This window comes from Burkholderia sp. BE17, assembly GCF_009362305.1.
Taxonomy (GTDB): Bacteria; Pseudomonadota; Gammaproteobacteria; order Burkholderiales; family Burkholderiaceae; genus Burkholderia; species Burkholderia pyrrocinia_C.
On sequence record NZ_WHNU01000012.1, the window covers coordinates 58,308 to 78,186 of the forward strand.

A 19,879-nucleotide genomic window follows, 5' to 3' on the forward strand; every position below is an offset into this window, starting at 1 on the left:
TTGCGGCGCCACTGGCGCGGCGTCGCGTAGCACCTATGCTTGAAGGGCCCAGGCCGGGCGGAGCCCAAGGAGGATGGTCATGCGCATGCTTCTCAACATACGAATCCCTCACGAGCCGTTCAACACGCTGGTGCGCGACGGCAGCGTCGGCGACGTGATCTCGCGAATACTCGAAGCGGTCAGGCCGGAGGCCGTGTATTTCACTGAGCAGAGCGGCGGGCGCGGGGCGGTCGTGATCGTCAATCTGGATGACCCGTCGCAGATCCCGGCGCTCGCGGAGCCGTGGTTCCTGATGTTGAATGCAGACTGCGAGTTCCGCGTGGTGATGCTGCCGGACGATCTCCGGAACGCCGGGCTCGCGCAACTCGGCGCGAAGTGGAGGTAGCAAGACGCTGCGCATGACCGTGCCCCTGCCCGAAAACCGGGCAGGGGCACGGCGCGGTGTTCGCGTGCCGGCTATTGCGCAGACTGTGACGGCTCGACGTTTGCTGCTTGCCTGTCTTTCGGCCGCAGCAGCAACAGCAAGCCGCTCAGCGCAGCCGCACCCAGGAACATGAAAAAACAGCGTTCGTTCCATCTGTACAGGCTGTCGGGTGCGACGCCGCCCGCATTCCCGGCCGCCGCGCCGGCTTCCAGCAGGAATGTGAAGACCGCCGGCACCGGCGCGGAACCCAGGTAGGCCAGGAACGCGAACTGCAGCCGGCCGCGGGTCAGGATCGACCACACATTCTTCCCCATCAGGCAGGCGACCAGCAGCAGCGGCGGCACGAGCACGATCGACGCGACGCTGACGACACATAGAAGCAACCAGCCGAGTCCGACGAGCGGAACGAGCGACATGATTCGGGATTCCTGTTTCGAGGCAACTTCGTTGTCGACGGAACATCCGTGCTTGCTTCACCGGATGACCATGGCATGCGGCGATTCACGGATATTGCACGATTCAGCGCCCGTTGCCGTCGGTGTTGATCGGTGCGCTCATCCCACCGCATCTTCTCCCAGCGCCTGGATGAATCGCGAAAACAGCTCGGGCTGCGACGAAATCCCGAGCTTCGCGTACAGATGGCGCCGATGCACCTTCACCGTTTCCGGCGAGATCGCCAGCCGTTCGGCGATCGCCTTCGACGAATTGCCGCGCAGCACCATCCTCGCGATCGACATCTCGCGATCGGTCAGCACGCCCGCGCCGAAGCGCGCGAGCGCCTGCTCGACGCGCGCGCCGAGATCGGCGTCGGGCGTCGTGCGCGCGGCGTCGCCGACCAGCCGCCAGTGCTGCCGGATCGTCGCGAGCACCCACGGCATCGCGGCCGTCAGCTTGCCGAGCGGCTCGACGTCGAAGCGCGCGGCTGCACCGAGCGACAGCGACAGCAGCGTGTCGGCATTCGGCCGCACCAGGATCTGGATCTCATCGTCGCCGACCGCATCGCGGAAATAGCTCAGGAAATACTCGCTCTGCCGGAACAGGTCGGGCGCGACTTCCTCGAGCCGGTAGCAGCCGTCGGCGAGCCCGTCGTGCGCGGCCTGCAGGAACGGGTCGAGCAGATATAACCCATTCAGGTAAAGCGGCACCGGCGACGCGGTGTCGGTGCCGCCGGTGTCGTACTCGTCGAGCACGAGCGGCACGCCGTCGCGGCCGATCGCGGTCGCGAGCGCGTTGTCGAACGGCGCCATTTCATTGAGCAGCAGCACCAGGAACCGCCAGAAGCGCGGCTGGCCGAGATGATCGATTGCGCGGCCAAGCGCCTGGTGCATCGCGATTTCGGAGAAGAGACGATCCATACCACCACCGGAAGGGCGTAACACGAAGGGGGAATAGCGGTCCTGAAATTGGCTTCCTAGACTGCCACGCAATCAATCGGGCCCGAGTATGGGCGTTCAAAAAAGCGCAGCACAGGAGCACAGGAGAACGAAATGGCGATGATGTCGGAATCGACGGGCACGCTGCAAGCGGCGCCCGCAACGGAAAACGCGCCGCACGCGCTGTCGCAGACGCTCAGCGTGCGCGATGCCGTGATGATCACCGTGTCGGGCGTGACGCCGGCGAGCTCGATCTTCGTGATCGCGCCGTTCGCGATCCAGCAGGCCGGCAGCGGCGCGGTGCTGTCGTTCCTGCTCGGCGGCGTGCTCGCGCTCGCATTCGCGCTCTGTTATGCGGAGCTCAGCGCCGCGCACCGCAGCGCGGGCGGCGAATACGTGATGGCCAAGCGCGTGTTCGGCACGCTGCCCGGCTACCTGACCTTCATCACGGTGCTGTCCGTCAGCGTGTTCATCCCGGCCGTGCTCGCGAGCGGCGCCGCGCCGTACCTGAACAACGCGCTCGGCACGCACTTCGGCAACCAGTCCGTCGCGCTGACGATCGTGCTGCTCAGCTACCTGCTCGGCATGCTCAACATCAAGACGAATGCATGGATCACCGGCGCGTTCCTCGTCGTCGAGATCGGCGTGCTGATGCTGATCGCGGGGCTCGGTTTCGGCTCGCTGCATCGCGGCGCCGACGTGCTGGTCGCGCCGGTCGTCGCGAGCGGCAACGCGCTCGTGCCGGCGACGCTCGCCGCCATCGTGCCCGCGATCGGCACGGCGATCTTCTGCTACAACGGCTTCGGCTCCGCTGCATACCTCGCCGAAGATCTGCGCGGCGGCAACCGCAACGTCGCGAAGGCGGTGATCTACTCGCTGCTCGTGATCCTCGTCGTCGAACTGGTTCCGCTCACCGCGATCGTGCTCGGCGCGCCGTCGCTGACGGAGCTCACCAAAAGCGCCGACCCGATCGGTTATGTCGTGCGTTCGCTGAGCAACCCGGCCGTGTCGCGCGTGGTCAGCGCCGGGATCTTCCTGTCGGTGTTCAACGCGATCATCGCGATCGTGATCACGATGGGCCGCCTGCTGTACAGCAGCGGCCGGCACGCGCTCTGGTCGCGCACCTGCAACCGCGCATTCTCGACGATCCATCCGCGCCTGGAATCGCCGTGGCTCGCGACGATCGCGCTCGCGGTGCCGTCGGCGGGGCTCGTGTTCGTGTCGAGCCTCGACGAGCTGACCGCGTTCACGGTCGACCTGCTGCTGCTGATCTATCTGGTCGTCGGGCTGGCTGCACTGGCGAGCCGGTTCGTGCGCCGCGACGTCGAACATCATTACCGGATGCCGCTGTGGCCCGTGACGCCGCTCGTCGCGGTAGCGGGCGCTGCATACACGCTCTACACGACGCTGGCGACGGCGACGAAGCCGACCGACCTGGTCATCATTGCTGTGCTGCTGGTCGCCGCACTCGTGATGTACGTCGTCTGGGCGCGCCACAGCGAAGCGTTCCGTGCGCTCTGAACGCCGGATCGCCACCTTGCAACACCGCAACACCGAACCATTGAAAGACTGGAGGAATTGCATCATGCGCACGAGGGATCTCGGCATCCGCATCGGACTCGGCACGCCGGGCCGCTTCAACGCGATCACGGACGTTCCGGGCGTGCGGGTCGGGCATTGCACGCTGAACGTCGAGAACGGCGACGCATCGATCCGCACCGGCGTCACCGTCATCGAGCCGCGCGCGGGCGCCGCGCACGATTCGCCGTGTTTCGCGGGCGTGCACGTGCTGAACGGCAACGGCGACGCGACGGGGCTGGAATGGATCCGCGAGGCCGGCCTGCTGACGACGCCGATCGCCTATACGAACACGCACAGCGTCGGCGCGGTGCGCGACGCGCTCGTCGCGAACGAGCGGGAAGCGGCGGCCGGCCGCGTGTACTGGTGCATGCCGGTCGTGATGGAAACCTACGACGGGCTGCTGAACGACATCTGGGGGCAGCACGTGAGCGCCGAACACGTGCAGCGCGCGCTGGCCGCCGCACAGTCGGGGCCGGTTGCCGAAGGCGGCGTGGGCGGCGGCACGGGCATGATCTGCCACGAGTTCAAGGGCGGCATCGGCACCGCGTCGCGCGTGCTCGCGGCCGATGCGGGTGGCTGGACCGTCGGCGCGCTCGTGCAGGCGAACTACGGCGTACGCGAGATGCTGCGCGTGGCCGGTTATCCGGTCGGCGAAGTGCTGCGCCACGTGCATTCGCCGTTCCGCGCGCCCGACGCGACAGGCGAGTCCGGCATGGGCTCGATCGTCGTGACGATCGCGACCGACGCGCCGCTGCTGCCGCATCAGTGCACGCGCATCGCGCAGCGCGCGAGCGTCGGGCTCGCGCGCGTCGGCGGCGGCACCGAGGATTCGAGCGGCGACATCTTCCTTGCGTTCGCAACGGGTAACGACGGGCTGCCGGCCGCGAACTACGGCAACAAGGGCGCGCCGACCACCGGCGTGAAGATGGTCAACAACGACCATATTTCCGCGCTGTTCGTCGCGGCGGCTGAGGCGGTGGAGGAAGCGATCGTGAATGCGCTCGTCGCGGGCGGCGACGTCGAATCGCGCGGTGCGCGGGTCGAAGGGCTCGGGCAGGCGCGCCTGCTGGATGCGTTGCGCGAAGTGGGCTGGCGGCCGGGGCGCGGCGCCTGAAACGGCAGGCGCCGCTTCAATCGAAGCGGCGTGGAGCGGGGCGGCGATGCGGCGATCGGCCGGTCCGCCGCCCGCCCGCGGATTCGATGCGGGCCTGGCCGTGACGACGCGGCGTCATGCTCAGCTGCCGAAGTAGATGTTGCAGAAGCTGACCGGGCCGACACAGGCGTTCGGGTCTTCCTGCTTCGATTGCGAACGATCGACGCGGCCTGCGGCCTTGACGGCTTCGGTGCGGTTCGCCTGTTGCGGTGCGGCGTCGGCCGGCGCCGGCTGTGCGTGGGCGACAGCAGCGGCGAGCGACAGGGCAACGAGGGCGAGGTGCAGCGGCTTCATTTTGTTTCTCCTGGGTGAGTGCCAGTCTCGCTGGCAGTGAGGAAACTATAGGCTCGCACTGCTTAAAGATTAATCACCGCGCCTGTAGAGCTTATTTCCATTCGGAACAAGGATCCCGTTGTGCGCGCATCGATGTTCAATGGCGGCGCCGGTTGAACGGTGCGTCCTTGTCGAGCAGCGCGCTGCGCATGAAGTGCAGGCAGCCGACGATCCGCTGCATGCGGCGGCGCGCGTCGGGCACCGCGTACCACGCCTGCAGCGTGTGCTGCGCGGCGCGGATCGCGAGGTTCACCGATTTCAGCGTGCGCGCATGGTGGCCGGGTGTCGGATCGTCGAAGAAGCGCGGCAGCTCGTGCAGCACCGCGTCGATCGAACCGGTCCAGCGCAGCGTCTGCGGCGGTTTCGCTTCGCAGAACGCGTGCAGTTCGTCGCGCAGGTCGATCACCGCATGGCCGACCTCGAGCGTCGACAGCATCCAGCGCAGCGCGTCGCGATGCTGCCGCGTGCGTCGCACGAGCAGCGTGCGCAACTGCGCCATCAGGTCGTGCGTGCTCGACTGGAAGCGCTGCGCGAGGCCGTCCGGCGCGCCTTCGCATGCAAGCGTGACCTGGCGGCGCAGGTCGTGCGCGATGCGGCCCGTGAGCCAGGGCATATGGGTGGGGAACACGACCGCGAACGCCAGCGAGCACGCGAGCATCGCGACGACGACGGCCAGCCCGTTGTTGATCAGCACCTCGGGCGTATACGCGATCGCGTTGTCGGGGCCCGCGAGCAGGCAGAAGAACACCGCGAAGCCGATCCCGTAGCCGGACAGCCCCGGCCGCATCGCGAGAAACGCGCCGAGGCCGAGCACCGGCGCGAGCGTCGCGCACAGCAGCGGGAAGCCGTCGATGTTCGGATACACGTAGCACAGGAACAGGTAACCGACGGCGGTCGCGAACGCCGCGCCGACGCCCATCTGAGCGACGAACTTCGGTGCGCGCGGCGACGTCGAGCTGAGCGCGCACGCGATCGCGGTGGCGATCACCGCGAGCGAGCCGCTCGGCCATTCCGACGCAATCCAGAACGCGCTCATCGCGCCGACGGCGACGAGCGTGCGCAGGAACGCGAAGCCGACGAAGAACGAATTGGTCTTCACCGCGTAATGCGTGACCGAGCGCTCGAAGGCGTGATCGTCCTGGTCGAGCGACGCGTAGGTGTCGGCGTAGCCGAGGTATTCGCCGATGAAGCGGTACAGCAGTTCGATCGCGGTATCGAAGTCGAGCACGCCGCCGGCCGCATGCTCCTCGATGGTCCGCCGCGACGCGCGCGCGGCCTTCGGCAACGCACCGTGGAAGCGGCGCAGTTCGAGCATTGCACCGGTGGCCGGCGCGATGCCGTGCTGCCGCTCGTCGCGCAACGCGGCGAACCGCTGCGCGAGCGCGTCGACGTGCGGCGCCAGCGCGTCGAGCACCGCGTCCGAGCCGTTCGCGCGCAGGCGCTTGACGAGCTGGTGCAGCGCATGCAGGCGCGTGCATGCGTTCATGAATTCGCTGTTCAGCCGTGCGAGCCGGCGGCTGCGCGCGCGAACGTGCGGATCCTCGAACGATGCGAACGCGCGGTTCGCTTCGAAGCCGACGATGTCGTCGACGAAATCGGCGAAGCGCCGCTCGAAATCGCCGCGTGCGACGTCGCCCGCGAGCGCGCCGGCCGTGAAGGCCGCAAACGTCGCGTGGCGTGTGCTCAGCGAGCGCATCAGCGCTTTCGCGGAGCTGAGCGGCAGGATCAACGCGCTGACCGCGCCCGAGCATGCGATGCCGAGCGCGACTTCCGCGGCGCGCGTGAGCGCGGACTGGAACAGCGTCTGCGGCGTCATCACCGCCGGCAGGCCGATCAGCGCGGCCGTGTAGCCGGCGAGCACGAAGCCGTACCAGCGGAAGTGGCGGTTGCGCACCGCCAGCGCGATGCAGCCGCCGATCCACAGCGTGATGCCGGCCATGTACAGCTCGGGCTGCTGCGCGAACAGCCCGCCGAGCGCGAGCGCGGCGACGAGGCCGGCCGCCGTGCCGAGCATGCGGTAGAAACTCTTCGCGAACACCATCCCCGACAGCGGCTGCATCAGCACGAACACGGTCGTCATCGCCGTGCGCGGCTGCGACATCTCCAGACGCATCGCGATGCCCATCGCAAGGAGCGCCGCGAACACGGTCTTCGCGAGGTGCAGCCAGATCAGCCCGTCGCTGACGGCCCAGTCGCGTGCCGCGTCGCCGAGCGGATCGAGCCATGATCGCCATCGTGCCGGTTCGATGGAAGTTCGCTCGATCGCAGGTTGTGGCTTCATGAAAAGAGGGGGCCCGTGCAGGGCCGGGCACGGTGCCGCGGCGCATCCGAACGGGTCCGTTCGACTGGTGAGGCGCCGATTGTAGGAGTGCGGCGCCCGCGCATTAACGCAGCTGCCGGGAAACGATAGTTGCAGCCGGAGTAACAATCTGTCGCATCCAGTGGAGGAAAATAGCGGCTCCGCTACAGGTTGCTCACAGGAATGGATACCCTACAAAACATGCGGGTGTTTTCGCGCGTCGTCGAGACCGGCAGCTTCACGGCTGCCGCACAATCGCTGAATTCGACGACGGGCGCGATGTCGCGCGCGGTGTCGGAGCTCGAGGCGCGCCTGCGCACCCGCCTGATGAATCGCTCGACCCGCCGCCTCGCGCTGACGTCGGCCGGCGAAAGCTATCTGCGGCGCTGCCGCCAGATCCTCGCCGACGTCGACCGCGCGGAAGAAGAGGCGAGCTGCGCGCACGAACGGCCGGCCGGCGTGCTGCGCATGCACAGTTTCGCGAGTGTCGGTCATCACTATGTATTGCCCACGCTGACGCGCTATCACGCGCAGTTCCCGGACGTATCGATCGAACTGTCGCTGTCCCAGCGCATGCCCGACCTGTTCGACGGCACGAGCGACATGGCCGTCGTGACCGCGTCGTCGCTGCCTGATTCGGAACTCGTGTCGCACCTGCTCGGATCGACGTTCAGCATCCTGTGCGCGTCGCCCGACTATGTGAAACGGCACGGCGTGCCCGCCCGTCCGCAGGATCTCGCCGCGCACGCGTGCCTGACGCTGTGCACGCCGGCATTCCCGACGCACGAATGGGTGCTCGAAGGGCCCGAAGGCGTCGAGCAGATCCACGTTGCCGGGCCGGTGCAGACCAATACGGCCGAATCGCTCGCACTCGCGATCCGCGACGGCATCGGGCTCGGCATGCTGCCGCTGTACTCGGCGATCGACGCGCTGCGCGACGGCACGCTCGTGCGCGTGCTGCCCGCACATATCCTGCAGAAGATGAACGTGTATGCGCTGTATCCGTCGCGCCGCTTCGTCGACGCGAAAGTGCGGACCTGGGTCGAGATGCTGCGCGCGCAGGTGCCGGGGATGATCGCGCGCGACGTCGAGATGCTGAACGCGCTCGGTCGCGAACCGCAGGCCGCCTGAGGGCGGGGCGCGCACCGGCACGTCGATACGTTGCGAAGGCCGGTGATCGCGCGGCAGGCTTCTTCATGCACACGCAACAAGCGCATCGCCCGCAGCACACGATTCATGCGGGCGATGCGCTTCGTCACGTCGTCACAGCGCGGGCTTCGCCGCCGTGCCCGATTCGGTTGCCGGCTCGCCGGCCGGGCCGTATGCGGCCTGCGCGGCCTTCCGTTCCGCGAGACGCTTCGCCTGCAGTCGTTCCTGCGCCGCCATGATGTCTTCCGGATAGTTGCCGGCTTCACCGCGCGCCGGGTTGTAGCCGACCGACTCGAGATCGACCAGTTCCTGCAGCACCTGCGCGCGCGTGACGGGCGACTTCGCCGACTGGGCGAACGACAGGGCCGGTGCGGCAAGCAGGACGGCAGCGGCGGCGGTAACGACGAGCGATTTCACGAGGTTCTCCTGGGTATGGGGTAGACGGCCGGTTCGACGCGCGATGCGCGCCCCGGACCTTCGATACGAGTCTACGCAGCGCTTGTGCGCGCAAAAACCCCGATTCCAGGCAGGCTGCCTTCCAGATGGCACAACATTTGGGCGCGTCGCCCGCGGCGACCGAACCCGCATGCGAACGCGGGTTCGTGGCCGGCCGGCGGGCGACGTTGCATCGCACCGGTCAGAAGCGAGTGCGCATGCCGATCGCGCCGACGATCTGGTTCGGCGTGCTCGACGCGCCGCCCGAACCGTTGATGAACGCCTGGTAGCCGCGGCCGGACGCGTGCTGGTACATCGCTTCCGCATACAGGTCGGTGCGGCGCGACAGCTTGTACACGGCCTGCAGGTCGACCTGATGCCACTTCGGATCGGTGCCGTGCTTGCTGTCGGGGTTCGACACGCTGGCGTCCGTGTACACGTAAGCCGCGCCGAGGCTGACCGCCGGCGTCACCGCATAACGCACGTTCACGTCGTAGTTGTTGAACGCGACCTGGCCGCTGGAGCCGAACGAGCCCGTATTGTCGTACTGCGAGCGCGTATAGACGAAGCCGACGGTCGCCGGGCCGAACACGTAGCTGACGCCGCCGCCGTACGAGCGCATGCGGTCCGAGCAGATCGACCAGCCGCCCTGGTTCACGCTCTTCGCTTCGGCCGAATCGGTCGCGCCGGGGCTGGCGCTCGTCGAGCCCTTCGTGCCGTTCATCTGCAGGTACGCGCCGGCCAGCTTCAACGGGCCGTTCGTATAGCTCGCCGCGACGCTGTACGCGCGGTTCGCACTGAAGTTCGTCGAGTTGGAGAACGCGTACATTGCGCCGACCTTGAAGCCCGCGACCGTATCGCTCGTGTACTTGACCGCGTTGTTGATGCGCAGCGAGTGGTTCAGGTTGTCGTTGTCGAACGGATGCGCGAAGCCCGCATCGCCGAAGTCGCCGGCCGTCGCGGACAGCGGCGCGACGAAGTCGACCATCGTGTCGTACTGGCGGCCGAGGGTCAGCGTGCCGTAGCCGTTACCGCTCAGGCCGACATACGCATGGCGGCCGAACAGCTTGCCGTCCTGGCCGAGCGCGCCGTTGTTCGCGTTGAAGCCGTTCTCCAGCACGAACAGCGCCTTCACGCCGCCGCCGAGATCCTCGGTGCCGCGCAGGCCGAAGCGGCTGCCGTTGATCGTGCCGGTGGTCATGCGCCACAGCGATGCGCCGCCGGCGTTGTTGGTATAGGCGATGCCGGCGTCGATCAGGCCGTACAGCGTGACCGAGCTTTGCGCGTGGGCGAGCGGGGCGAACAGCGCGGCCGCGCAAGCGCCGGCGATGAGGGTTTTTTTCATGGTGAAGCTCCTGCGTGTGGGACTGGAAACGAAAGTTCGGCGCAAGTATAGGAATGCATTGCGCGCGCAAGGCCGCCTGGGCCGCGAGCGCACCTTTCCGAATCCTGCAAGAGTCCTTCACAAAACTGACACGACGCGCCGCGCGCACCCGAGGCCGGTCGTTTTTGCGTTATCGCGCGCGGGCAGCATCCGTTTGAGGCGTGCCGTCTGTCGCGCCGTTGCAACATGCGCGGGGCGCGGCGCGGCGGTTGATCGGTTCGGCCGACGCGCGGAGAATGAGCCGCTCGTGCCCACGACCGGAGACACACGATGCCCCAGCCCGACCGCCATCCGCCGATCAGCGCCGCCGTGTACTACCGCGATCCGGGCGCCGCGCTCGAATGGCTGGAGCGCGCGTTCGGCTTCGCACGCGGCATCGTCGTCCGTACGCCTGAAGGCGAGGTCACGCATGCGGAGCTCACGCATCGCGGCGGCGTCGTGATGATCGGCGGACACTGGGCCGATTTCGTTGCGAGCCCGCAAGAGATCGGCGGCAGGAACACGCAAAGCGTGCACGTGCAGCTTGCCGACGGCCTCGACGCGCATTGCGAACACGCGCGGCAGGCCGGCGCGGAAATCCTGCAGGAACCGGCCGACCAGTTCTATGGAGACCGCACCTATCGCGCGCGCGATCCGGAGCAGCACGTGTGGACGTTCGGTCAGCACGTGCGCGACGTGACACCTGAGCAGGCGGCTGCCGAGACGGGCCTGACGATCGAGGGCTGGTCTTGATGCGCGGTGCGTGCTTTTTCTACAGATGCGGCGTGAACCGGAACGCATCACTTATCCGGATCGACCGGGTTGATGCGGAATGTGGCGACAAGCCGTCCATGCTCATGTATTCATGAAATACATGAGTCGATTCGAAAAATACGTTTGTTGCATGAGAGGCGCGAGCCTACGATGCGGTCCTGACGACGGCACGCGTGTTGCGCGCCGTCCTTTCGATTCCTGTTCGCCGACCTCATGCGCCTCGATCTCCCGTCCGCTCCCGCATCCGCTTCCCCGCCCGCCAGCCCGTTCGCGCGCGTGGCCGTCGTCACGATCCTGACCGGCGTCGGCGCGGGCCTCGGAGGCATGCTGCTCGCGTTGCTGCTGCATGCGATCCAGCACGTTGCGTACGGTTACAGCATCGCGCACGTGATCGGCACCGAGAGCTTCCTCACCGGCGTGACCGATGCCGATCCGCTGCGCCGGCTCGCGGTGCTGATCGTCTGCGGAATCGTCGCCGGCGGCGGCTGGTGGGCGCTTTACCGGTACGGCCGGCCGCTCGTCAGCATTCGCCGCGCGGTGCGTGCGGCCGATCCGCGGATGCCGTTCGTCAGCACGACGATCCACGCGCTGCTGCAGATCGTCACCGTTGCGCTCGGTTCGCCGCTCGGCCGCGAAGTCGCGCCGCGCGAAATCGGCTCGCTGCTTGCCGGGCGGCTTGCGCATCGCGCCGGGCTCACGCCGGACGACTGCCGGCTGATGGTTGCGTGCGGTGCCGGCGCCGGCCTCGCGGCTGTCTACAACGTGCCGCTCGGCGGCGCGATCTTCGTGCTCGAAGTGCTGCTCGGCACGTTCGAACTGCGTGCGCTGATCGTCGCGGTCGTGACGTCGGCGATCGCGGCGGCCGTCGCGTGGCTCGGCCTCGGCAACGAACACCAGTACACGGTTCCCGCGTTCGTGCTGAGCACGCCGCTCGTCGCCTGGTCGATCGGCTGCGGGCCGCTGTTCGGCTTCGCCGCGTACGGCTTCGTGCGGCTCACGACCCGCGCGCGGGCGAACGCGCCGAAAGACTGGCGGCTGCCGGTGCTCGCGCTGGTCAACTTCGCGGTGATCGGCATGCTCGCGATGCGGTTTCCGCAACTGCTCGGCAACGGCAAGGGGCCGGCGTCGCTCGGCTTCGACGGCACGCTGACGATCGGCCTCGCGGCGACGCTGCTCGTGCTGAAGGTGCTGATCGAGGCGGGCAGCCTGCGCGCGGGCGCGGAGGGCGGCCTGCTGACGCCGGGACTCGCGAACGGCGCGCTGCTCGGCATCGTGCTCGGCGGGCTGTGGAGCCTCGTCTGGCCGGGCGCATCGATCGGCGGGTGTGCGCTCGTCGGCGCAACCGCGTTTCTTGCGGCGTCGATGCAGATGCCGATCACGGCGGTCGTGCTGCTGCTCGAATTCACGCGCGCGAATCACGACAGCCTCGTGCCGATGCTGCTTGCAGTGGCCGGGGCGCTTGTTGCGTACCGGTTTGCGGAGGGGCTGGGCGAGCGGCGGGCGAAGGCGGACGAGGCGGTGCGCGCGCGGGAGGTGGCGACGCATTAGCGCGTACGTACAGCAGATCGATACGCGAGGCAGGCGCCGGCGGGTACGCTGCTTGCCGTTTTTTCTCGGTTTCGCGATCGCATCAACTACGTCTGGAGTTTCTGCAATGACACGCAGAGGCGCGCGCTCAAGTGCGCACGAGAAGTGACCGACAGGTTTCGACCCGAACGTGCCGACGGGGTAAGGCGCGATGCGGGCAAGGTTCGAAGCCCGCATCGCACCGGCTCGAGTTACACCGGCCGTCAACCGCGCGACCGCGCATCGGGTCGCTCGTGCCCGTGACGCAATGCGAGGCTCGCGAACGCAGCGACGACGAGCGCGGCCGCAAGCAGCGTCAGCCCGTTCTTCGCATTGCCGGTTGCCTGTTCGATCGCGCCGACGACAGTCGGTCCGACGAAGCCGCCGAGCAGCCCGCACGTATTCACGAGCCCGAGCCCGCCGGCCAGTGCGCTGCCGGCGAGCCGCGATGCGGGAAACGTGAACACGATCGACTGCACGACGAAGAACATCGACGCGGCTACACACACGCAGGCGAGCCCCGCGACAGGCGACGTATGCGCGGCGCCAACCATCCCGGCCGCCATCACGACCAGCCCCGCGCACAGCATCCGGCGTGAATGACGCGACTGGCGCGCGAAGCGCGGCAGCGTCGCAGCCCCGAACGCGGCGGCGAGCCAGGGCAGCGCAGTCAGCAACCCGACCGCGAACGGAGAGAGGCGCCCCGACGCGCCGATGATGCCCGGCAGGAAGAAGATCACCGTGTAGATCGTCAACTGGTGGCAGAAGTACACGAAGATCGCGAGCCAGATCTGCGGATCGCGCAGCGCGGCGCCGAACGTATGGCCGCCGTGCGTGGCGATGCCCGCGTCCTGTTCGGTGGCCAGCGTGCGCTCGAGCGCGCGGCCGGTTTCCGGTGAGAGCCACGGTGCGGTACTCGGGCGATCCGGCAACCGCGTCCACACGACGAACGCGAGCAGGATCGCGGGGATTCCTTCGACGACGAACAGCCATTGCCAGCCATGGAAGCCGAGCGTGCCGTCGAGTTCGATCAGCGCGCCGGCCAGCGGTCCGCCGACGATGTTTGCGATGCACACGCCGAGCAGGAAATAGCCGGTAGCGCGCGCACGCTCCTCGCGGCCGAACCAATAAGTCAGGTACAGCATCACGCCGGGAAACAGGCCGGCTTCGGCGGCGCCGAGCAGCAGGCGCATCACGTAGAACGACGTCGCGCCGCTGACAAACGCCATCGCGACCGACAGCACGCCCCACGTGACCATGATCCGCGTGATCCAGAAGCGCGCGCCGACGCGATGCATGATCAGGTTGCTCGGGATTTCGAAGAGCGCATAGGTCAGGAAGAACAGGCCCGCGCCGAGCCCGTACGCAGCGGATGAAATGCCGAGATCGACCCCCATCGAGTGTTTGGCGAACGCGATGTTGGTGCGGTCGAGGAAGCTGATCACGTAGGCGGCGATCAGCAGCGGCAAGAGTTTGCGGAACAGCAGCCGGTTCAGCGACGCGCTCGCGTCGCCGGCGGCGGAAGGCAGGGCATGGGCGTGTTGAGTGGACATGCGGACGACTCCGGTAAGGGCGAACCGGCGCGCACGGCAAGCACGGTGCGCCGCGTTCGGCAGATGCCGCTGCGTGCATGCAGCGGATGGGCAGACGACGGAGCCGCGCCGGCGGCGCTCGAACGGAGCGGGGCGATGATAGGCGTCCTGGCGTCGGCCGGCTCGGGCCGGCGCCTTGTCACTGCGCTTGCGGGGCCTGGTGTTGGGGCGCTACCCGGAGATCAGAAATTCACCGCGTCGCCGCCCTTGAGTGCGAGCATCGCGCGCGCCTCGGCCGGCGTCGCGATCTCCAGAGACAGGCCTTCGAGCACCTGCCGCATCTTCAGTACCTGGGCGGCGCTCGATTCCGCGAGCTTGCCGGGCGCGATCCACAGCGAATCCTCGAGCCCGACGCGCACGTTCGCGCCCTGCGCGGCGCCGATCGTCGCGAGCGGAATCTGGTTGCGGCCGGCACCGAGGATCGACCACACGTAGTCGCCGCCGAACAGGCGGTCGGCCGTGCGGCGCATGTGCATCAGGTCTTCCGGGTGCGCACCGATCCCGCCGAGCAGGCCGAACACGCTCTGCACGAAGAACGGTGGCTTCGCGAGCCCGAGGTCGACGAAATGCGCGAGGTTGTACAGGTGCGAGATGTCGTAGCACTCGAATTCGAAACGCGTACCGTTCGCGCCGCAGCGCGTGAGGATCGTCTCGATGTCGGCGAACGTGTTCTTGAACACGAGGTCGCGGCTCTTCTCGAGATGTTCTCGCTCCCACGGATGCTTCAACTCGCGGAAGCGCTCGAGCATCGGGTACAGCCCGAAGTTCATCGAGCCCATGTTCAGCGACGCGACCTCGGGCTGGAAATGCAGCGCGGGCTGCAACCGTTCGTCGACCGTCATGTGCGGGCTTCCACCCGACGTGAGGTTGATCACCGCGTCGGTCTGCGCCTTGATGCGCGGCAGGAATTCGGCGAACACGGCCGGATCCTGAGTCGGCTTGCCGTCGGACGGGTTGCGTGCGTGCAGGTGCAGGATCGCCGCACCGGCCTGCGCCGCCGCGACGGCGGCCGTCTCGATCTCGTGCGGCGTCACGGGCAGGTACGGCGACATCGACGGCGTATGGATCGCGCCGGTCGGCGCGCAGGTGATGATGACTTTACGAGCGTTTGCCACGGAGGGATTCCTTTTGGTGAGCGATGCAGGAGGCGTCAGAGCACTTCGACGTTGCCGCAGACGGAAATCGCCTGCCCGGTGATCCCGTGTCCGCCCGGCGAGCACAGGAACAGCGCGGTCGCGGCGATCTCGGCCGGATCGGTCATGCGCCGCAGCGAGATCTTCTCGAGGTAGCGCTTTTCCATTTCTTCGTAACCGATGCCGAGCTGCTGCGCGCGCGCATCGATCACCCGGCGCATCCGGGGGCCGCGCACGATGCCGGGCTGGATCGCGTTCACGCGGATGCCGAGCGGCCCGAGCTCGATTGCGAGGCTCTTCACGAGGCCGACCACGGCCCACTTGGTCGCCGCGTACGGTGTACGGAACGCGTAGCCGAGCCGGCCCGCGACCGACGACAGCGCGATGATCGCGCCGCCGTGTTTGGATTCGCGCAGCAGCGGCACTGCGAGGCGCGCGAACTGGAATTGCGCATTCAGGTTGATCGCGATGGTTTGCTCCCACTGCACGGGGGCGATCTCGTCGATGCCGCCCGTCGGGCCTGCGATGCCCGCGTTGTTGACCAGCACGTCGAGGCCGCCGAGCGTGGCCGATACGTCGGCGAACACGCGCTCGACGGCGGCCGGATCGGATACATCGGCCAACGTCGCACTGATCGCGCTGGCCCCGGCGCGCGGCGGCCGGTCGGCGAGCGCCGCGATCGCGGCTTGCGACGCGTCGCACACGTGCACGCGCGCGCCGCACTCCGCGAACGCATCGGCGATCTCGAGGCCGATGCCGGATGCGCCGCCCGTCACGAGGACGCGCAGGCCGTCATAGGGTTTCAGCAGGTCGGAAGCAGTCATGTCGGGTTGTCTCCATCGTTGGTGTTGTCGGATGCGGCTGCTCGAGATCAGGTGACCGCGGCAAGCGGCCGCTACGGCTTTGCGTTCATGGACCGCGGTGTCTGTTCGGCCCGCAGCGTCTCGGCGAGGTCGTGCGCGGCGCCGCCGATGTCAAGCGCGATGCCGGCCCGCACGCCCGCTCCGTCGCGCCGTTCGAGCGCATCGACGATCGCGCGGTGTGCGTCCATCGAGCGCCGCATGTGCGGGATGTCGAGCGCGACCATGTTGAGAAACGGCCCGACGCGCATCCACAGGTTTTCGACGATTGCGAGCGTGCTTTCGCTCGCGCCGTGCGCGTAGATCGCGCTGTGGAATGCGAAATTGCTCTGCAGGTAGGCGCGCGAGCGACCGGCTTCGACGTGTGCCTGCATCGTCTCGCAGGTCTTGCGCACGGCGGCGATCTGCGTGCCGGTCATCCGCGCGCAAGCGCGCTCGGCGATGCAGCCTTCGAGTGCTATCCGCACGTCGCGCAGTTCGTCGAGCATGTCGAGCGTCATCGGCGGGACGACGAGCGCACGGTTCGGGCCGTCGACCAGCGCGCGTTCGGCGCGCAACCGCGTGAGCGCCGCGCGCACGGGCATCGTCGACGAGCCGACCGCTTCGGCGACGCTGCGCAGGCTCAATGCCTGGCCGGGCGCGAAACGGCCGCTCATCAGCGCTTCGCGCAGTTGCTGATAGACCTTGTCGGCCATCGTTTCCTGTTCGATGGCTTTCAGTGCGGGCGGGACGATACGAGGCACCAAGGCGGGGTTCTCCAGGGTTTGATCTGCGATCTGTGATCACACTTTTGGTGTCCGAAGTGTGGTCGACCGGGCCGCGGGAGTCAAGGCGGACGGGATCCGGGAAAACGAGGAGGCGAAAGGGCAGCACAAGAAGCCGCCGACTGCCCCTGCGTTGTCTTGTTATTTGTCTTTCGATTACCTTTCGTGTCATGCTGCTTCGCGCATGGATCGATAGCGCCGAAGGCGTTCGGAACCATGAAAATCCGTAATTTTTGATGTGTTCGGGGCAATCGAACGCATTTCAATTGCAAGGAGCCAAAGTGAAACGACCGTCATTTGCCGTCGCGTGGGCGGCATCGCAGCGCATCTACGACCCAGCCAACTCTGGCGAGCGTGTCGCGAAAGTGATCGGCGGGTTCGTCGAGAAGAACGTCAACAATCCGAGTCCGTCGCAGCGGTGGAGCAATACATGCGCAGTAAGGATGAGTTATATCCTCGGCGAGGCCGGGATGGCGATCCCCCGAATCCTCGGGCAAACGGTATCGGGACATGACAATCGACAATACTTCTTTCGTGTCAGGGACCTGATTCGTTTTCTCGAGCAACGATGGGGGAAGGCAGAGGTGGTCAAGTACCCGCCGTCGAACGGAGGGCCATTGGCTGGCCAACGGGGCGTCATCCTGTTCGAGGTATCGGGCTGGGACGATGCCCAGGGTCATGCCACTTTGTTCAATGGCACCACCTGCTACGACCACTGCTACTTCAACGAGCCCGGCGCACGGTATCGTACCGATCGCGCGAATTTTTGGAGTTTGTCATGACGAGAGTCTGGGCCGCGGTCGTGCTGGCCGGTGTTGCGCTGCATCCCGCGGCGGTTTCGGCAAAGGATGTCGGGCAAGCCTCGCCGGAGGCCGGTTCAAGGACATATATCCAGAACTTCAAGGACATGGTGCTCGCGGAGTGCCTGGCTACCGCTTACAAGCAGGAGCCCGGCGCGAGCAAGGATATCGGCAGCAGCACCAGTGCGTTGCGCGACTGGACCTACTACGACATGGAGCGCGCGCCGGACATCATTCACGCGCTGGTGGTGAAGTATCTCGCGCGCGATTACCGGAATCCGGTCGTCGAAGCGGAAGTGAAGGGCGTGAAGTTCGATTTCCTGAAGTGCGTCGACCTGTATCACGGCAAGGAACTCGACACCGCGGCGAAGCAACTCGTATTGCGCCCGAACCGTACCTATCGCACCGAGAATCCGCGGAAGCCGCAGCAGTGATCGAGCGCCGCCGCTGCGCAATGCCGCGGCGTGCCGTTTACCGTATCGCCGTCGCTATTCGAGCGTCCGGATCGAATTGCTGATGCCGCGCGCGCAGTCGATCACGGCCGGCGCGAGCTTGCGGCGCGCGTCGTCGAACGTCCAGCGGCTCGTCGGCGCGACCACATGCACGGCCGCGACGGGCTGCCCCTGGCTGCCGAGCACGGGCGCCGCGATCGACATGTCGCCGATGAACAGTTCTTCCTGATTGGTGGCGTAGCCTTCTTGCCTTGCGCTGTCGAGCAGCGCGACGAGCGCGTCGAGCGCCGTGACCGTGCGCGGCGTGTGCGGCGTGCGCGCCATGCCGTCGAGCCGCGCGCGCGCGTCGTCCGGCGGCAGCGCGCTCAGGAACGCGCGGCCGCTGCCGGTGCAATACATCGGGATGCGGCTGCCGATCGGCATGTGGATCGGCACGAACTTCGTCGACACGAAACGCGCGACGTACACCATCTCGTCCTCGTCCGGCTCGGTGAGGTTGGTGGTTTCGCCGGTCAGGTTCGTGAGCTCGGACAGGAACGGATTCGCGACGTCGATCAGCGTATCGGCCGCGAGGTAGTTGAAGCCGATCCGCATCACGTGCGGCGTGAGCTGGTAACGCCGCGTGACCGGATGCTTGCGGATATAGCCGAGCTTCTCGAGCGTATAGACCATCCGCTGCGCCGAGCTCTTCGTCATCCCCGCCGCATCGGCCACTTCCGCAAGCGTCATCGTGCGCCGCTTCGCGCTGAACGCGCGCAGCACGTTCAGCCCTTTCTCCAGCGACTGGTTGAACAGCAGGTCGTTTGACTGATCGGGCGATGTTTCCATGAGCAAGGGGGCTTGATCGATTCGATATCGAATCATATCGTATCGAATATCGATACGCAAAAATCTATTTGCGATGTTTTTGATTCGTTTTAAGATGAAGTCACGTCGCAACGTCGATGAGCGACTGGCGGCGCACCGGATTATTCGAGAAGGGGACACCATGGTTTCGTTCATCAAGCAGTTCGGCGCACTGGCCGCCGGTTTCGCCACCTGTATCGCCATTTCGGCGGCATCGGCGGGCGCCGTCGCGGCCGAGCCGACGCTGAAGGTCGGCGCGACGGCCACCGGCGTGCCGTTCACGTTTCTCGACGTCAAGAGCAATTCGATCCAGGGGATGATGGTCGACGCGATCACCGCGGCCGGGAAATCGGCCGGTTTCCGCGTCGACGTTCAGCAGACCGTGTTCTCTGCGCTCATCCCGTCGCTCACCACGCAGAAGATCGACATCATCTCGGCCGCGATGCTGAAGACGCCGGCGCGCCAGCAGGTCGTCGATTTCTCCGACACGGTCTATTCGTTCGGCGAAGGCCTGATCGTGAAGGCGGACGACCCGGGCCGCTATACGTCGATGGACGATTTCAAGGGGCAGGTGGTCGGCGCGCAGGTCGGCACGGCGTTCGTCGACGCGCTCAACAAGAAGGGCATCTTCAAGGAAGTCCGGACCTACGATTCGATCGCCGACATCATGCGCGACGTCGCGCTCGGGCGCATCAAGGCCGGCTTCGCCGACCAGCCGATCGTCGCGTACCAGATCGAGCACGGCGTCAACCGCCAGGTGCGGCTCGTGCCCGAATACCAGAGCGTCGTGAAGGGGCAGGTCTGCTTCATCGTGCGCAAGGGCGATACCGCGACGCTCGAGCAGCTCAACGGCGCGATCCGCAAGATGAAAACCGACGGCACGCTGCAGCAAATCCTGCAGAAGTGGCACATGAGCTGAGCGCCGGCCCCCGGTTCCACGCCGGTATCGCCCGCGCCTTGCGGGCACCCGCTGCGGCGGCCC

General features: G+C 67.0%; 20 protein-coding genes. 9 read left to right on the forward strand and 11 right to left on the reverse strand.

The genetic code is table 11. The features are described from left to right. Window positions 1–79 precede the first annotated feature (79 nt). Window positions 80–385 (forward strand): panthothenate synthetase, encoded by a 306-nt coding sequence (locus GD429_RS12570; protein WP_131946776.1) that lies wholly within the window; start codon window positions 80–82, stop codon window positions 383–385. 71 nt (window positions 386–456) lie between these two features. Here the strand turns inward: GD429_RS12570 and GD429_RS12575 are convergent, their stop codons facing one another. Together GD429_RS12575 and GD429_RS12580 are read right to left on the reverse strand one after the other, a co-directional pair. After that, complete coding sequence (locus tag GD429_RS12575; protein WP_152857224.1) at window positions 457–840, reverse strand: hypothetical protein; 384 nt, start codon at window positions 838–840, stop codon at window positions 457–459. A 138-nt stretch (window positions 841–978) separates the two neighbouring features. After that, the gene (locus GD429_RS12580; protein WP_152857225.1) at window positions 979–1,779 is read right to left on the reverse strand and encodes a helix-turn-helix transcriptional regulator; all 801 of its coding nucleotides are present in this window, start codon (window positions 1,777–1,779) and stop codon (window positions 979–981) included. A gap of 132 nt (window positions 1,780–1,911) precedes the next feature. Here GD429_RS12580 and GD429_RS12585 point away from each other — a divergent pair, with 132 nt between their 5' ends. Next, window positions 1,912–3,318 carry an APC family permease gene (locus tag GD429_RS12585; protein WP_152857226.1) on the forward strand — a complete coding sequence of 469 codons (1,407 nt, stop codon included), beginning with the start codon at window positions 1,912–1,914 and terminating at the stop codon, window positions 3,316–3,318. A gap of 64 nt (window positions 3,319–3,382) precedes the next feature. After that, window positions 3,383–4,492: a P1 family peptidase gene (locus GD429_RS12590; RefSeq protein ID WP_152857227.1), complete on the forward strand. Its 1,110-nt coding sequence runs from the start codon at window positions 3,383–3,385 to the stop codon at window positions 4,490–4,492. Between the two features lie 120 nt (window positions 4,493–4,612). Here the strand turns inward: GD429_RS12590 and GD429_RS12595 are convergent, their stop codons facing one another. Both GD429_RS12595 and GD429_RS12600 read right to left on the reverse strand, forming a co-directional pair. Continuing rightward, entirely contained in the window at window positions 4,613–4,825 is a 213-nt protein-coding gene (locus GD429_RS12595) for a hypothetical protein (RefSeq protein WP_152857228.1), read from the reverse strand. Window positions 4,826–4,961: 136 nt separating this feature from the next. Further along, complete coding sequence (locus GD429_RS12600) at window positions 4,962–7,145, reverse strand: FUSC family protein (protein WP_152857229.1); 2,184 nt, start codon at window positions 7,143–7,145, stop codon at window positions 4,962–4,964. A 201-nt stretch (window positions 7,146–7,346) separates the two neighbouring features. Here GD429_RS12600 and GD429_RS12605 point away from each other — a divergent pair, with 201 nt between their 5' ends. Next, window positions 7,347–8,294, forward strand: coding sequence for a LysR family transcriptional regulator (locus GD429_RS12605; RefSeq protein WP_152857230.1), 948 nt, complete (start codon window positions 7,347–7,349; stop codon window positions 8,292–8,294). Window positions 8,295–8,426: 132 nt separating this feature from the next. Here GD429_RS12605 and GD429_RS12610 read toward each other — a convergent pair whose 3' ends face one another. Continuing rightward, the gene (locus GD429_RS12610) at window positions 8,427–8,729 is read right to left on the reverse strand and encodes a DUF4148 domain-containing protein (RefSeq protein WP_034179597.1); all 303 of its coding nucleotides are present in this window, start codon (window positions 8,727–8,729) and stop codon (window positions 8,427–8,429) included. Between the two features lie 220 nt (window positions 8,730–8,949). Then, window positions 8,950–10,092, reverse strand: coding sequence for a porin (locus GD429_RS12615; protein ID WP_152857231.1), 1,143 nt, complete (start codon window positions 10,090–10,092; stop codon window positions 8,950–8,952). Window positions 10,093–10,401: 309 nt separating this feature from the next. Between GD429_RS12615 and GD429_RS12620 the strand changes: the two genes are divergently transcribed. Both GD429_RS12620 and GD429_RS12625 read left to right on the forward strand, forming a co-directional pair. After that, window positions 10,402–10,863, forward strand: a complete 462-nt coding sequence (locus GD429_RS12620) for a VOC family protein (protein WP_105389970.1) — start codon at window positions 10,402–10,404, stop codon at window positions 10,861–10,863. A gap of 234 nt (window positions 10,864–11,097) precedes the next feature. Next, window positions 11,098–12,432 (forward strand): chloride channel protein, encoded by a 1,335-nt coding sequence (locus tag GD429_RS12625; RefSeq protein WP_152857232.1) that lies wholly within the window; start codon window positions 11,098–11,100, stop codon window positions 12,430–12,432. A 242-nt stretch (window positions 12,433–12,674) separates the two neighbouring features. Here the strand turns inward: GD429_RS12625 and GD429_RS12630 are convergent, their stop codons facing one another. From GD429_RS12630 to GD429_RS12645, 4 genes are all read right to left on the reverse strand, one after another. Next, window positions 12,675–14,003 (reverse strand): MFS transporter, encoded by a 1,329-nt coding sequence (locus GD429_RS12630; RefSeq protein WP_152857233.1) that lies wholly within the window; start codon window positions 14,001–14,003, stop codon window positions 12,675–12,677. 221 nt (window positions 14,004–14,224) lie between these two features. Further along, window positions 14,225–15,157 carry a 3-keto-5-aminohexanoate cleavage protein gene (locus GD429_RS12635; protein WP_321574570.1) on the reverse strand — a complete coding sequence of 311 codons (933 nt, stop codon included), beginning with the start codon at window positions 15,155–15,157 and terminating at the stop codon, window positions 14,225–14,227. Between the two features lie 35 nt (window positions 15,158–15,192). Beyond that, a complete protein-coding gene (locus GD429_RS12640; RefSeq protein ID WP_152857234.1) occupies window positions 15,193–15,999 on the reverse strand; it encodes an SDR family oxidoreductase in 807 nt (268 codons plus the stop codon). A 71-nt stretch (window positions 16,000–16,070) separates the two neighbouring features. Continuing rightward, window positions 16,071–16,781: a GntR family transcriptional regulator gene (locus tag GD429_RS12645; protein WP_152857235.1), complete on the reverse strand. Its 711-nt coding sequence runs from the start codon at window positions 16,779–16,781 to the stop codon at window positions 16,071–16,073. Between the two features lie 299 nt (window positions 16,782–17,080). Between GD429_RS12645 and GD429_RS12650 the strand changes: the two genes are divergently transcribed. Continuing rightward, window positions 17,081–17,581: a type VI secretion system amidase effector protein Tae4 gene (locus GD429_RS12650; RefSeq protein WP_081938374.1), complete on the forward strand. Its 501-nt coding sequence runs from the start codon at window positions 17,081–17,083 to the stop codon at window positions 17,579–17,581. Beyond that, a complete protein-coding gene (locus GD429_RS12655; protein WP_034179588.1) occupies window positions 17,578–18,033 on the forward strand; it encodes a type VI secretion system amidase immunity protein Tai4 in 456 nt (151 codons plus the stop codon). Before GD429_RS12650 ends, GD429_RS12655 begins: the two co-directional genes overlap by 4 nt. A 54-nt stretch (window positions 18,034–18,087) precedes the next feature. Here the strand turns inward: GD429_RS12655 and GD429_RS12660 are convergent, their stop codons facing one another. Then, window positions 18,088–18,879, reverse strand: a complete 792-nt coding sequence (locus GD429_RS12660; protein ID WP_152857237.1) for an IclR family transcriptional regulator — start codon at window positions 18,877–18,879, stop codon at window positions 18,088–18,090. A 160-nt stretch (window positions 18,880–19,039) separates the two neighbouring features. On the opposite strand from GD429_RS12660, the gene GD429_RS12665 reads away from it, so the two are divergent. After that, window positions 19,040–19,816, forward strand: a complete 777-nt coding sequence (locus GD429_RS12665) for an ABC transporter substrate-binding protein (RefSeq protein ID WP_152857238.1) — start codon at window positions 19,040–19,042, stop codon at window positions 19,814–19,816. The last annotated feature ends 63 nt before the right edge of the window (window positions 19,817–19,879 follow it).